This is a genomic window from Lederbergia galactosidilytica, assembly GCF_017873565.1.
Lineage (GTDB): Bacteria > Bacillota > Bacilli > Bacillales > Bacillaceae_C > Lederbergia > Lederbergia galactosidilytica.
The window spans coordinates 1-15,450 of the sequence record NZ_JAGGKH010000008.1; the positions used below are offsets into that span (position 1 = coordinate 1).

At 37.7% G+C, this 15,450-nt stretch carries 14 protein-coding genes; 3 read left to right on the forward strand and 11 right to left on the reverse strand.

The genetic code is table 11. From position 1 onward, the window contains the following. Positions 1–243: 243 nt before the first annotated feature. The 11 genes from J2Z23_RS09765 to J2Z23_RS09815 form a co-directional block, all read right to left on the reverse strand. Entirely contained in the window at positions 244–792 is a 549-nt protein-coding gene (locus J2Z23_RS09765; RefSeq protein ID WP_057981666.1) for a DUF1854 domain-containing protein, read from the reverse strand. Then, positions 793–3,081 carry an ABC transporter ATP-binding protein gene (locus J2Z23_RS09770; RefSeq protein WP_057981665.1) on the reverse strand — a complete coding sequence of 763 codons (2,289 nt, stop codon included), beginning with the start codon at positions 3,079–3,081 and terminating at the stop codon, positions 793–795. A gap of 103 nt (positions 3,082–3,184) precedes the next feature. Further along, positions 3,185–4,051, reverse strand: a complete 867-nt coding sequence (locus tag J2Z23_RS09775; protein WP_064467611.1) for a TolB family protein — start codon at positions 4,049–4,051, stop codon at positions 3,185–3,187. 289 nt (positions 4,052–4,340) lie between these two features. Next, positions 4,341–4,970: a peptidylprolyl isomerase gene (locus J2Z23_RS09780; protein ID WP_057981663.1), complete on the reverse strand. Its 630-nt coding sequence runs from the start codon at positions 4,968–4,970 to the stop codon at positions 4,341–4,343. A gap of 194 nt (positions 4,971–5,164) precedes the next feature. Further along, a complete protein-coding gene (locus tag J2Z23_RS09785) occupies positions 5,165–5,608 on the reverse strand; it encodes a PH domain-containing protein (protein WP_209973785.1) in 444 nt (147 codons plus the stop codon). A gap of 451 nt (positions 5,609–6,059) precedes the next feature. Then, entirely contained in the window at positions 6,060–6,362 is a 303-nt protein-coding gene (locus J2Z23_RS09790) for a metal-sensing transcriptional repressor (protein ID WP_057981661.1), read from the reverse strand. Positions 6,363–6,474: 112 nt separating this feature from the next. Next, entirely contained in the window at positions 6,475–7,086 is a 612-nt protein-coding gene (locus J2Z23_RS09795) for a VanZ family protein (protein WP_209973787.1), read from the reverse strand. A gap of 144 nt (positions 7,087–7,230) precedes the next feature. Further along, positions 7,231–7,650 carry a MarR family winged helix-turn-helix transcriptional regulator gene (locus tag J2Z23_RS09800; protein ID WP_057981659.1) on the reverse strand — a complete coding sequence of 140 codons (420 nt, stop codon included), beginning with the start codon at positions 7,648–7,650 and terminating at the stop codon, positions 7,231–7,233. A 147-nt stretch (positions 7,651–7,797) separates the two neighbouring features. Next, positions 7,798–8,532: an SDR family NAD(P)-dependent oxidoreductase gene (locus J2Z23_RS09805; RefSeq protein WP_057981658.1), complete on the reverse strand. Its 735-nt coding sequence runs from the start codon at positions 8,530–8,532 to the stop codon at positions 7,798–7,800. A gap of 12 nt (positions 8,533–8,544) precedes the next feature. Further along, positions 8,545–9,294 (reverse strand): SDR family NAD(P)-dependent oxidoreductase, encoded by a 750-nt coding sequence (locus tag J2Z23_RS09810; protein WP_057981657.1) that lies wholly within the window; start codon positions 9,292–9,294, stop codon positions 8,545–8,547. Between the two features lie 98 nt (positions 9,295–9,392). Next, positions 9,393–10,211, reverse strand: a complete 819-nt coding sequence (locus J2Z23_RS09815) for an SDR family NAD(P)-dependent oxidoreductase (protein WP_057981656.1) — start codon at positions 10,209–10,211, stop codon at positions 9,393–9,395. A 667-nt stretch (positions 10,212–10,878) separates the two neighbouring features. On the opposite strand from J2Z23_RS09815, the gene ahpC reads away from it, so the two are divergent. The 3 genes from ahpC (at position 10,879) to J2Z23_RS09830 (ending at position 15,318) form a co-directional block, all read left to right on the forward strand. Further along, the gene (gene ahpC, locus J2Z23_RS09820; RefSeq protein ID WP_057981655.1) at positions 10,879–11,448 is read left to right on the forward strand and encodes an alkyl hydroperoxide reductase subunit C; all 570 of its coding nucleotides are present in this window, start codon (positions 10,879–10,881) and stop codon (positions 11,446–11,448) included. Positions 11,449–11,460: 12 nt separating this feature from the next. Next, the gene (ahpF, locus tag J2Z23_RS09825; protein WP_057981654.1) at positions 11,461–12,990 is read left to right on the forward strand and encodes an alkyl hydroperoxide reductase subunit F; all 1,530 of its coding nucleotides are present in this window, start codon (positions 11,461–11,463) and stop codon (positions 12,988–12,990) included. A 1,005-nt stretch (positions 12,991–13,995) separates the two neighbouring features. Continuing rightward, on the forward strand, positions 13,996–15,318 hold the full coding sequence (locus J2Z23_RS09830; protein WP_238482701.1) for a phospholipase D family protein: 1,323 nt from the start codon (positions 13,996–13,998) through the stop codon (positions 15,316–15,318). Positions 15,319–15,450: the final 132 nt, after the last annotated feature.

Here is a 15,450-nt window from a genome sequence, read left to right on the forward strand (position 1 = left end):
CAACATCAACTCACCCCTGGCTCGTTGTGTTTCCTTTATCTCGTCAGAAGCCTTTAAATTTGTACATCGCTAAACGGGCGCTTTCGCTTTTCTTTGGCTAGCTGTAGCGCCCAGCGACTAGCAAATTTACGCCTTCTTCCTACGATAAGTCAACATCAACTCACCCCTGGCTCGTTGTGTTTCCTTTATCTCGTCAGAAGCCTTTAAATTTGTACATCGCTAAACGGGCGCTTTCGCTTTTCTTTATGTCATGCACATTTCGACCATGCGGTATTCTTTATCTGTAAGGGCTGTTAAGTCCTTTATGATAAAGCGGTTACCGTCGACATCGGTGATTAATATTTTAACGGCTGTGACAGCAGTAACATTTCCTTTTCCCATCCGGACTGTAAAATAACAGTTTCCAGAGGTGGTCTCTGTTTCCCAATAGGAATAACCGAATTCTTCGGTAATTTTATTTACTTTTATAATTTCTGGCGCAAAATAACGTAAGTTAATATGTTCTTCGAGCAAGCATATTATTTTATCTGAAAAATCATCTAAGCTTTTTATGATGCCAATTTCTTCATTTTCATCTGTTCGAACTGAAATAAAGATACGATTATTCCGATGGGGAAAAGAACAATATAAATAGACGGCAGAATATACTTTTTGCTCAACATGGACTGACAACATACGGCCATCATTTTCCACAAACATGGCATTCTGTTCGGTTAAATAATTTATCTTTGCTGCCTCTGCTAGGTCTGATTTGCTTTCATGACTCTGCCTCTCTATATTAAGCTTTGCCATTTAAATCGCCTCTTTCATCTTTAACGCTTCTTCATGTTTTTTCACCATGCCCGCATAGATCCCATCATTCTTCATAAGTGTCTCATGGGTTCCATCCTCAACAATTCGCCCATTTTCCATCACATACAAGTAATCAGCATTTCGCAATGTCGATAAACGATGGGCAATCGCAATTGTCGTTCTCCCTTGTGCCAGAGACTCAAGAGCCTCCTGAATCTGTAATTCCGTCTCTGTGTCTAGCGATGCCGTAGCTTCATCTAGTATCAAGATTTGCGGATCATGTAAAATGGCTCTGGCAATCGAGATTCGTTGCTTTTCACCTCCCGACAAATTATAGCCACCAGTGCCCACGACCGTATCATACCCGTCTGGTAAATTCATAATAAAATTATGTGCATTTGCCACTTTAGCTGCATGGATAATATCTTCAAGTAAACACTCTGGATTTGCATAAGCAATGTTTTCTGCAATCGTGCCAATAAAAACATACACTTCCTGCGAGACAATACCAATATGTTTTCGCAATGTATCAGATGTAAGATCCTTTACATTAATTCCATCGAGTTTAATTTCCCCTTCATTCACTTCATAGATCCGTGAAATCAAATTCACCAACGTCGATTTCCCCGCCCCTGAAGGACCCACAATGCCTATCATTTGCCCTGAATTTGCTCGTAATGATACATCTCGTAAAATCGGTTTATTGGCTTCATAATGAAAACTACACCTTGAAATTACAACATCGCCTGTAAGTTTTTCTAGATGGAGAGCATCTTCCTTTTCAGTAATTTCTGGCACGGCATCTTGAATCTCAAAAACCCGCTGTGCTGCCGACATACAATAGGACCACCAACCAGCAATGTCATTCATAAATTGAATTGGACCAAATAACATGTAAATATACGTAATGAAAGTCATGATCTCTCCAAATGTCAATCCTCCCCCCATCACTCGCCAACCGCCGAAAGCCCAAATTAAAACACCACCAATCTGAGTTAGCATATTAATGATAGGAAAAATGGTACTATTCAGTTTATTCAACTTCTGCTCAGCATCTGAAAAGGAAACGTTTGCTCCCTGAAAGCGATCAATCTCTACTTTCTCCTTTCCAAATGCCTTCACAATCCTTACACCACGAACCGTATCACTAATTATGGAATTCATCGCACTTGCCTTCCTATGCCTTTTCCAAGACATTCTCCATAATTTCGGAAAAACCGAGCGGATCAATAGAACGACAAATGGCAATGGAACCAAGCAAACGAGGGTCAGTTTCCAATCCATTACGAGCAGTATCGTTGTGACACCAATAATATTCATTGCATTGACAATAAAATAAGGGATCCCATCGACAAAGAAAAACTGTAGCTCATTTGCATCATCATTTACCCTTGTCATCAATTGACCTGTCTGTTTTTGCTGAAAGAACGATAATGATAATCGTTGCATTGAGGTGAATATATTTGCTTTTAAATCAAAGACAATATTAGCGGCCATTCGGGCATTGATTACACCAAATAAAATCCCAAAAGCTAAAGACAATGTTCGAAAAAGAATAATCAACATAATTACGAGTGTAATTTTCCCCGCAAATATGCCTGTTCCACCTAACGCTTGATCAAATAAGACAGTCCCTTGGAAATAAGGGATCACAAGGCCTGTTGCAGAGTTGAGGACCATAAATAATATAATGAAGAAAATGGACCATCTATGATTAGCTGTAAATCCTAGTAGTCTTGTAAATATAGCGCCTTTTTTGAGACATTTTGGACAGATTTGCCTCCCCTCTTCCGGATAAATCATTCCACATGTAGGACAGGACTTTACACTTGTGTCATCCTCTTCATGGCGCTCGATCGCTTCATCATTCTTTATTTCCATAAAGGTTGAAACAAACTTGGCCGCCGTCGCCATCTGCCCATTTGTAACAGCCGCAAGCGCTCGTTCCTCTGGAGCTTTGATAATAATAAGGCCAGAGGCTACTAGATTCACAATATGAATACTGTTAACTCTTTCTACCTTAAATTGATCAATGTGAAATTTGCTTATCTCTAAAGGGATGTGCTTCTTTTCTTTTTGAGTGAATACCTTAAATCCTTTAAAAATCTTTTCTTTTTTCTTCTCATGAACATTGGTAAATCGATAAAGCGAATCTTTTGTCAAGATCAAATAAGTGTCCACAAACCCGCCATCTATTCCACGATCACAAGTCATCCATTCTACAATTTCCCCTTCAACTATATTGGTTTGCGGCAACAAGCTATACAGCTCTTCAGTTAATTTATTCATATGATTCTCAACATGCACCTCACACAGAATAGGCTGCAGTAGAGCCCACTCTACTTTTTCAGACAGGTTCTTTGGGTCGCAAAAAAATCATGGGGTTTTGCTTTTAATAAAGCTCGTAGCTTACAAAAGCCAATTGTTTACTATCTGGTGACCACGAATTAACATTAATCGTTCCTTGACCTCCGAATAACTTTACGAGCATACGCGATTCACCACCGGTACTTGGCATTAAACGAAGCTCAACATTCTTATTAGCTGGATGATCATCAGGTTCTACATCACCTTTCCGATACGCGATATACACAACATATTGGCCATCAGGAGACATATGAGGAAACCAATTATTACTTTCTTCAAATGTCATTTGGGTTTGCTCACTTCCATCAGTATTCATTCGCCATATTTGCATAAGGCCAGTGCGTGTTGAGTTAAACCAAATATAACGACCATCTGATGAATACTCGGGACCATCATCTAATCCTGGAGTAAAAGTCAATTGTTTCTCTACTCCTCCAATTACTGGAATGGTATAAATATTATATTGACCATTCCGCTCAGCACAGTATGATAACTCCCTACCATCAGGAGACCATCCATGTAAGTAAGAAGGTCCCAATGGAGTAATGAGAGTCGGATCTCCGCCATCTCGTGGTAAAATATAAATACGGGATTGTCGATCTTCATGAGTATGATGACTAATCCCAATATATTCTTCATCAGGAGATAAAACATGATCATTATTACAGGAGATAGCAAACCCTGAGTTTATGAAAGTGTTTTCATTAGATTGAATATCAAAGATATACAGTTTTCCACCACTGTTATAAAGTAACTTTCCATCTTTTGTCCAATTAGGCGCTTCAATTATTTGATTAAATACCGCTAAAGTTTTCCTCTCACCTGTTTCTACATGAACTGTTTCTAAGAAACTCCTTATATTCTCCCGATTAAGGTCCTTCACTTTATCCATGTTATTCTCCCCCTTCCACTTCATTTAATTTTAAAGTCTTACACTAATTATTCTATAATAACTGTAATAATTCCTTTGAAAAATAAAGGTATTATCACTAAAGACATAAAAGAAATAAATAAAGTGACATATCATCTAGCTTATTCAGATGTATTTTTAATTAGACATTTTATTTTTTACTCATAACAGTGTTTCAGCTATTTATATTTTCATAAACACTATGAAACAGGCGTAAAACGCCTGTTTTATAGACATACAGCTAAAGCACAGTCACAATCGTCATACTGCATTATTGGACTTTCTTTACAGCTGGATAGGTAATACCGAATGTTTCAACTGTTACTTTTTTCATTTTTTGCTCTTCCAGTGGCTTATCTACTGCATCCCTTTCAACACTGACAATTTGATCGACAACATCCATTCCTTCTGTCACTTTCCCGAAAGCAGCATAATCTCCATCAAGTTGTGAAACATCCGCTACCATAATAAAAAACTGTGAGCCTGCGGAATTAGGATCTTGGGATCGAGCCATTGAAATGACACCACGCTCATGTTTTATATTATTCTCAAAGTCATTCGTTGAAAACTCACCTGCAATACTGTAGCCGGGGCCGCCTGTACCATTTCCGTCGGGGTCACCACCTTGAACCATGAAACTAGGGATGACACGATGAAAAGTCAGACCATCATAATATTGATCCTCCACAAGAGAAACGAAATTTGCGACTGTATTAGGCGCTACATTAGGCTCTAACTCTACTTTAATCGTCCCCCCACCTTCCATCTCAATGGTAACAATCGGATTTTTCTCTACCTGCATATTATTGCTTTCCGGTTTTTCCTCTTTCCCACAACCACTCATCATGAGAACGGTTAATAGTAGCAGTAGAATCCATATTTTATTATGTATTTTGTTCATCACTTAACTCTCCTTCGATAATTTCTTTTCTAGCTTTATATAGGAAAAGGGACTACGATCTATTTTAGTTTCAGGCATCTTGAAAAGTGAGTGAAATACCTTTCACAATTAGCAGAAGGAAGTTGTACTCTGTCAAAACTGCCAAACATCCAATTACACAACTGTCCATATATTAAGAAGGGCATCACAAATTTCTATTCTCTTATCTTTATATTAGGACATCTTTTTTTAAGCTCGATAATAAACTCCCTTTTATTTTTCGGTGAAATCTTTATACTCCCCAAAAAAGTCGTTTTGTTGAAAATTTCAAGCCCGTCTCTTGACGACATTATTCTGTGTCCCGTAAAAATCGCCGTTGTGCGTGATACCTCAGTTATATTTTTGTATGGAATTCTACTTTTAAACGGCCCACCCTTTATAAATAAATAGTCTCGGTAAAAAATATACTTAACTGTAAAATTTGTCCATAGAATAAAACTTACCAAAACAATAAATATTGAAACCAATATTAAAACCGCTATCCATTCATTCCGAACTTCCTCAATAAATAAGGGAAATAATGATCCCAAAGCAATAATGAGTACTACTATCAGCATAAAATTAACATAAAAGACATCTATTTTTGAGCGAAAAACCACTAAATAATCGCACCTCCTTCATGATTTATACGAACTAATCGAACTAAGGGATTCCTTTAATCATATTACTATGGACTTTTAACAGTTGTATAATCAGTTACTAATAGAATCAATTTCATAATAGAGATCTTAGCATTCAAATCCGAACAACTAAGTTAAGGAAATGCATTGACTAACAATTCAATCTCCTTTAACAAAAATGTTCGTGTATTGATCATTAATAAGCAATGATAAAATGGACAATAATGTTTATTTATCCTTTGCAACGAAATTTCGTTCCCTTAAGAAAGAGATCATGCACGGCAACCGGCACGATCTCTTTGAGCAGTTTCTATCATACCTAGCATTTAGGCTATGTCACATCCTTGCTCTTTAATAATATCTTTCACTTTTTTCACGCTAAACCTTACAATTCAAGCAGCAAAAACAAAAACCAGCACATGACCGGTTTTTAAGAGGTCTTTGTAAATCGCTTAAACACATCCATCAATTCTTGAATGGCCTCTTCCTCGTTTCCATCCTTTATCGCATCTGATACACAATGCTGAGTATGCCTTTCTAACAATTGAAGGCCAACCTTATTCATCGCGGCATTTATGGCTGAGATCTGTGTAAGGATATCCACACAATAACGATCATTCTCAATCATATTTTGAATACCGCGAACTTGGCCTTCAATACGCTTTAATCGATTCACTAACTGTTCTTTTTCTTTTACTGGTCTGTGCGTAACTTTGCCTTCCGTCTTATCCATATTGTCCACCTTCATTCCTTATTTTTATATGTCGTATACGCTTATAAGGTATGTATGATCATACCATAGAATTTTGGGGAATTATGCATGGTGATAGACATAAAATCTCCCCTCAATATGGTGAATATCCTGCTCTTTTTAATTTAGCATCCCATTTAGCGTGAACAATAGCGAATAAGCCATACCCCAGCATGACACCTACCGTATTTAAAATGACATCATCAATATCCGTACTGCGTCCAATAAACAACTGAATGAATTCTATGGTACAAGTCACTCCAAGCGCAATCCATAAAATCCTTTTTAAGCTTTGCCAACGTTTCCAAAGACAGGGCATCAGAAAACCAATAGGGGAAAACAAAAAACTATTTCCAATAATATTCACCAGTGATACGCTATTCCAATTATCTACATAGGTATATGTATGAAAAAAATACGCATTGAGGGTACGGAAGGGAATAAGGTTTACTTGAGCGCTTCGTAAATAGACATCAAAATAAAATTCCCCTGTTTCAGCGAGAATTCCAGCACTCCATTGAGGAATAATCGTTTGAGAAGCTAATCCAACCATATATAGAACAAACATGCCTAAAACTAATTCGCGCCATAAATTTACTTGGCTTCTCATTCTTTTCACAAAGACAATCCGCCCTATTATATAGAATGGTAATGCTACAAGCATATACCCGAGCATATTTGTGACATACAATATGATTAAGCTCATTTTTTTCCCGCCTATATTATTATGTAAAACTACCTAACTCTATTATAAGGCAGACTTTGCTATTTCCCTAGGAACATTTTTTCTTTGATGAATGAAACTTTCCTACAAACCCAACCTATATCGCTCAAAAACCCTTTCATAATATTATGAAGGGTTACTAAGCTTTTTATAAATATGTAATAATTGGTGTCTTTCTTCATCAGTAAGCTTCTCAAATAAACTTCTACGAAGCTTTTGTCCTTCTATGTTTGCTCTCTTAGTCATTTCAATTCCTTTATCCGTTATATCGAGATAAACAATTCGACGATCAGTAGAATCAACCACCCTATTGGCCAAATCTTTCTGCACAAGCTTCTCTGATAAATGGGTTAACGTCGGCGGGGTCAGCCCAAGTGTTTTAGCTATATCAGATGGTCGACTTTTCCCATTTGTAATTAAATGAGCTAACACGAGAATATGCGAAACACCGAGATCTTCATAAAAAATTTTATTCCACTGGATAATTAAATTATTGGTCACTTTATCCATATTGTGAATAATTTCAAAAATCGTCTGCTCCCTCATTAGTTTCCCTCCTTTCTTATCTTAGGATCCAGTCCATCCTTACAAAACTATATATTATTACGGTTCTACTTCCTAAAAAAGCAGAAAAGACAAGTAGAGAAAAACAATCTTTCCCCACTTGTTTCAACTGATCAATACCTTAACATGTTATTGAGCTGAGAATCCACCATCAATCACTAGTTCAGCCCCAGTGATATAAGATGATTCGTCAGATGCTAAAAATAATGCTGCACTTGCAATATCTGCTGGCTTTCCTAATCGTTGAAGAGGTGTAGCTTGGATGAGGTGACCTAGTAATTCCTTCGAAGTGCTTAAAGCTTCTGTCATTGGTGTTTCAATAATACCCGGGAATAAGGCATTTACACGTATACCTTGTTTACCAAATGTCGTAGCAGCTGCCTTTGAAATGGCACGGACCGCTCCTTTAGAAGCAGAATAGTGGTTAAAGCCTTGACCAATTTGTGCCGTATAGGATGAAATATTCACAATAGAACCTTTCTTTTGTTCTGCCATATATGGAGCCACATGTTTCATACCAGCAAATGGGCCAAATCCGTTAATAGACATCATTTTTTGCCAATCATCGAGGTCAATGTCTGTAAAAGCCTTCTCTGAAGAAATACCCGCATTGTTCACAAGGATATCGATTCGACCAAATCGCCCTTTTACCTCCTTAGCAAAAGCAGCCCAACTTTCATCAGAAGCTACATTTAGTTTCATACCATATACATTGTCTTTCTGACTGACTTTTTCAAGTGCTTCCTCGTTAATATCTGCAGCAATAACAATCGCACCTTCTTGACTGAATAAATCAACCATACCTTCCCCAATACCAGATGCTCCACCCGTAATAATGGCTACTTTATTGTCTAATCTTCCCATGAAAATCACTCCTTAACGTAATTTAATAGAACCGCCATCAACCATAATTGTTTGACCTGTAATATAGTCAGAGTCATTACTTGCTAAAAATACCGCTACTTGGCCAATATCTTGCTCAGGATCACCTAGACGCCGTAATGGAATGCGATTAAGCATGGCCTCGTACAGTTCTGGGGCATTTTCACGCCATTGCTCCACGCCAGGAGTTAGGGCAATTGGAGAAATTAAGTTCACATTAATCCCCTCAGGTCCCCATTCATTAGCTGCAACCCGTGAAATAGCACGAATCGCTTCTTTAGCAGCCGCATAAGATGTTTGTGTCACCTGTCCATCCAGTCCAGCACCTGAAGCAAAGTTTATCACTTTTCCCTGAGCTTTCTTTAGTTCAGGATAGGCTGCTTGCATAAAATGGAAGGTAGGGTAAAATCCTGTTCCAAATGATAAATCAAGTAATTCTTCTGTTGTCTCTATAAATGATGCTTGTCTAGAAACATGCGCGTTATTCACTAAGATGTCTATCTTGCCAAACTTTTCGGTAACTGCCATAACAATCTCATAAACATTTTCCTTCTTAGAAATATCTTTTATAAACAGGGCGCCTTCTGTTAATTGATTAACATCAGCAAGAGTTTCCTCCCCTTTTTCTTCATTTATATCAACAATCGCTACATGGGCGCCTTCTTTAGCCATTGCTAGAGCAATCCCCCTACCAATACCAGAGGCACTACCTGTCACAATCGCAACTTTCCCACTCAGTTTCATGATTTTTATTCCCCTTTCTATTACCAACTATTATTTTACTTCCTGGCTTTTTAATTCAAAGGTCAGCATTTCTTTGATTGATGAAATCAATCTCAACACTAAACCTGTCCTTCCGTCTTAGCTTTATTCATATATTCTCTAAAGTCAGGACTACTAGGATTTCCCATATAATGTCCACCTTCAACTTGAATCGTTTGCCCCGTAATAAATTTAGACTCGTCTGAAGCCAAGAAAAGCACTGTATAACCAATATCGTCTGCTTCACCGTGATAAGGCAATGCATTGTATTTCTCAAAAATATCCAATACTTCAGGATCCATATTTCTTTTGGCCGCAGGAGTTAGGATCAATCCCGGTGCTACCGCATTGCAACGAATTTTGTTTTTACCATATTGAGTCGCAATATATCTCGTTAAATTGATAACACCAGCTTTTGACGCTCCATATGCTGCACGAATCGCATCCCCATAAAAGCCGGCCATTGAAGCTGTGTTAATAATTGAACCTCCACCCGCCTCAATCATATGTGGAATTGCTAATCTACTTCCCATTAATACACTTTTAAGGTTCACATTCAGTAGACGATCCCATTCATCCAAGTCAATATTCACTACATCTAAATCCTTCTGCAAGTTCGTAAGACCCACATTGTTAAAAAGAACATTTATTTTCCCATAATGATGAACAGTAAATTCAACGGCTTCCTCAATTGTTTTACTATCAGCGGCATCAATAAATATGCCGACAGCCTCACCACCTTGAGTTCTAATCTCCTCTGCCGCTTGCTGGGCACCTTCTAAATTGAAGTCAGCAATAACAACCTTGGCCCCTTCCTTTGCCATTAATCTTGCTGTAGACAAGCCAATTCCCGAAGCGCTCCCAGTTAATAACGCTACTTTATTCTCTACCCTTCTCACTCTAGAATTCTCCTTTTCAAAAGCTAAGTTTACTTTTTACAAAGCTCTCCTCATAGAGGAATAAATTCGTTCATCTTTACTTCTAGAAGAATATGCTTTCAAAAAATCAATAGGAGTTCCCTTGTTCAACCATAGAATCCCTTCATCTAAAAAGAATTATCCTGGTCTAATATAGTTAGATATCTAACTATTATACATCTAAATAATACTGAAATAATAAGAAAAAAGCAACTGAAAGATTTAAGTGGAGAGAATATAGAATAGGGCAGTAGGATAATAAATTTGTGCTCAGGTGGCTACTTTTAACCATCTTTCAAAACCAACACAGTGTGAATCCTTTATAGCCGCGGGGGTCTTCAATGAGTAGATAACCTACCTCTTGGAAAGAATAGAGGTAAAATCAATTAATACATCGAGAAACATATACAGTAATTGAGAATTAAAACTTTTTACTAGACATTACGCTCCTTCCTAATTTTCTGTGATTGGCAAGAAGTGAATAGATAAAAACGGTTTTTATATAAACTTCTATTGACAAATTAATGGATAATTCTTAAAGAATAGATATAATTTGACAAAAATTCGCTTGTATATGATAATTACTGTTGTATTAGAATAATTATAGTTAGTAATGGAAAATATTAAAATACATTAGGAGGAATAGCATATGTCTTTAATTGGAAAAGAAATACTACCATTCAAAGCATCAGCATACAACAGTAGTAACGGTGAATTTATTGAAGTTTCAGAAGAAAATTTTAAAGGACAATGGACTGTCGTTTGCTTTTATCCAGCAGACTTTTCATTCGTTTGCCCTACTGAACTTGAGGATCTGCAAAATCAATATGCAGAACTAAAAGAGCTTGGAGCTGAAATCTATTCCGTTTCAACGGATACACATTTTGTTCATAAAGCATGGCATGATCACTCAGATGCAATTAGTAAAATTGAATATACAATGATCGGTGACCCTTCACAAGTTATTTCTCGCAACTTTGATGTATTAGATGAAGAAGCTGGTCTTGCTCAACGCGGTACATTCATTATCGACCCAGACGGTATCGTTCAAGCTGCTGAAATCAATGCTGATGGTATCGGCCGTGACGCAAGCACGCTTGTTGGAAAAATTAAAGCAGCTCAATATGTGCGCAACAATCCTGGTGAAGTTTGCCCGGCAAAATGGGAAGAAGGCGCTAAAACATTAAAACCAAGTCTTGATCTTGTAGGTAAGATTTAAGGAGTGCATTAAATGCTACTAGATGAAAATATCAAAGCACAATTAGCCCAATACCTCCAAATGTTGGAAGGCGACATCTTACTTAAAGTGAGCGCGGGAACTGATCAAGTTTCCCGCGAAATGCTTGATCTTGTGGACGAGCTAGCGACTATGTCTGCTCACATTAAAGTAGAACACGCTGATCTTGAGAGAACACCAAGCTTTAGTGTTAACCGTATCGGTGAAGAGACTGGGATTACTTTTGCTGGCGTTCCACTTGGACATGAATTTACTTCACTTGTCCTTGCTTTACTTCAAGTAAGTGGAAGAGCACCTAAGGTCGATCAAAAAGTCATCGATCAAGTGCAAGCAATTCAAGAAAACTATCACTTTGAAACTTATGTTAGCTTAAGCTGTCAAAATTGTCCTGATGTTGTACAGGCGTTGAATACGATGAGTGTTCTTAACCCTAATATTACTCATACAATGATTGATGGTGCAGCATATAAGGAAGAAGTGGAAAGCAAAAATATTATGGCTGTACCTACTGTATACCTGAATGGTGAGCCATTTGGTAATGGACGGATGACGCTTGAAGAAATTCTCGCAAAACTTGGAAGTGCTCCAGATGCCTCTGAATTTGCTGATAAAGATCCGTTCGATGTACTTGTAGTAGGTGGCGGACCAGCAGGCGCAAGTGCAGCTGTTTATGCAGCACGTAAAGGCATCCGTACTGGGATTGTTGCTGACCGTTTTGGTGGTCAAATTTTGGACACTGCTAGCATCGAGAACTTTATTAGTGTGAATCATACAGAAGGTCCAAAACTTGCTGCAAATCTTGAAGAGCACGTGAAAGAATACAATATTGATGTCATGAATTTACAACGTGCAAAACGGTTAGAAAAGAAAGACCATATTGAAATCGAATTGGAAAACGGTGCTGTACTAAAAAGTAAGACCGTCATCCTTTCAACAGGCGCACGCTGGCGTAATGTTGGTGTACCAGGCGAAGCTGAATTCAAAAACAAAGGTGTTGCATACTGCCCTCACTGTGATGGCCCATTGTTTGAAGGAAAACACGTAGCCGTTATTGGCGGTGGGAATTCCGGGATTGAGGCTGCTATTGACCTTGCTGGCATTGTGAAACATGTCACAGTTCTTGAATTTATGCCTGAATTGAAAGCTGATTCTGTTCTTCAAGATCGTCTTTACAAACTACCAAATGTAACGGTCCTAAAGAATGTACAAACAAAGGAAATTACCGGATCAGACAGTGTCAATGGGATTACTTACATTGAACGTGACACAGAAACAGAACAACATATCGAATTATCCGGCGTATTTGTTCAAATCGGTCTTGTACCAAATACAGATTGGCTTGGCGACACCGTTGAGCGCAATAAGTTCGGGGAAATTGTGGTGAACCCGCGTGGAGAAACCAATGTACCTGGCGTATTTGCTGCAGGTGACTGTACAACTGCCCCATTTAAGCAAATTATTATTTCGATGGGATCTGGTGCCACTGCATCCTTAAGCGCCTTTGATTATCTCGTACGGAATTAATGTAGAAGAAAAACTGTTGGAAACTCCTTTCCAGCAGTTTTTCTTTTATTGACATTAGCTAGTAAATCCCACGCATTCTACATCTCAAAGTAAATGCAGATAATTCTGCAACTCGAACTTTGGGATTTTTTTGCTGGTAATTGATAAGCAAAAGCTAAACTAACTGCTGATAAGCAAAAGTGAGCTCCCGCTACCATAGATTATTCAAGGGAAGCCAAGCCAAACTGGTAGCTTCTCTCTTTAAAACAACTTTACACTTCTCAAGGCACTTTTCTAAACTTAAAAAAGTATGCCTTCCTTCAAATCCTATTCCTAAACTAGCATAATTCAAGCAATCTCCTCGTCCCCTTAGCTTACCACATTACATAGACTGTAATATCCGGGAGAGAGCCAAATGATTAAGATCCAATGAGCACTTTAATATAAAATTTTTATCTAGCATAGATCGAACTCTATCTGTATCCAAAACACCCTATCAAGTTGCGCTCCTAACTCCCTCTCTCATTTAACATCAAGAATTAGCGCCTTTTCAGCAAATTTCCCTCCACATTTTAAGTCTTAACAGAGTTGACAAAAGTTGCGAGCAAGGAGCTCTTGAAGTAAAGGAGAATAGTTTAATAGACAAAACATCTACTCATAGTATCTTTCTCTAGAAGAAACTGAAAGCGCTGAGGCTAGTACAAAAGTGTTTTCGCTTGAGTAAAGTCCGAACTATTAGCGTGAATATAACGCACTCCGGAAATATACTTCGCTAAGGTAATGCAATATTCGCTTTTGAGGCTTAGCATTTTAGTTATCTCCCAGCCTCTGCTAGTAAGTTTAATTTTAGAAAATGTTTTATTGAACAAACTGGGGGAAAACAAATTTGAAGAAGGAGGGCGCGTGTATATGGATTCTGATGAACATAGAAATAGAAAGAAAATAAAGTTGATATTGTTCACTACTTTTTTTTTGGTAGTTATCACTATAGGAATCTATAATCATCTTAAATCTCTCCCCCCTGGATTGTCATATGAAGGAGATATTTATTACACAGATAATGTGGAATTTTTAAAAGATCTTACATATGAAAAAACAAATGGAGAAGTGACGAGTGAACAGGGAATATTTGCTGAAGCCTTTAAAATGATCAGTGAGGCCAAGGACATAGTTGTCGTAGATATGTTTTTATTTAATGATTATACAGATCAAGACAGGAACTTTCCGGATTTAAGCGGCAAATTGACACAGGCATTAGTTAAACAAAAACAACGATATCCGAAGTTACAAGTAGTATTTATTACGGACCCAATCAATAATGGCTATCATTCTTATAAAGAAAAACATGTACAATTACTCGAAGATAATGATATTGAAGTGGTACTAACGAATCTTAGTAAACTGCGGGATTCCAACAAACCTTACTCTTCTGTATGGCGGCTTTTATTTCAGCCTTTCGGGCAAAAAGGAACTGGGTGGTTACCGAATCCTTTTGCAAAGGAAGCCCCCCCTTTTACGATACGGTCATATCTAGAGCTATTCAATGTAAAAGCGAATCACAGAAAAGTGTTAATTACAGAAAAAAGTGCACTTGTCACTTCAGCCAATCCTCATAATGAGAGCGGCTTTGCTTCCAATATTGGCTTTAAGGTATCTGGAGAAATCATTTCGGATATGATTGAAGCTGAACAAGCTGTCATTGATTATTCCGGGGGAAAAACCCAAATCAACATTCCAGAGAAAAAGGCTGCTAAAAAAAAGGAGATTACCGTTCAATACCTTACAGAAGGTAAGATCCTTAAACATCTCGTAGAGGAGATTAACGATACGAAAAAAGGAGATATTATTTGGTCAGGTATGTTTTATATTGCCAATAGAGATGTCATTAATGCATTCCATGAGGCAAGCGACAGAGGAGTTAAAATCAATCTTATACTTGATCCGAACAAAGTGGCCTTCGGTAACCAAAAGACAGGATTACCTAACTTGCCTGTTGCCTCTGAGTTAGTAAAAGATAAGGGCATTACCATCCGCTGGTACGAATCCGAACAAGATCAATATCATACAAAATTATTGTACATTAAAAGACAGGAGAAAAGTGTGATAATCGGTGGTTCCGCCAACCATACGACCAGAAATCTCGATGATTTGAATTTAGAAAATGATATTGCAATTACTGCAAAGCCAAATACCCCAATAATGAAGGATGTAGACAACTATTTTGAACGTTTATGGAATAATGAGAACGGGTTATTTACATCTGCATACGAAGCAAATGAAGATGCGCTTACACCTTTGCTTACATTTACGTATTGGCTTCAAAAAGTGAGTTCCTTGACGACTTACTAAGGGGAGATTTAACATCCAGGCGTTTTTACAATATAATTCCTTCCATATTATTGAGCACCTAGTGCATCTCTTTCACTAATAGCCATTCACCCCTGTGCATATAAGTATAACCAATCTTTTAATAGTGCTAAA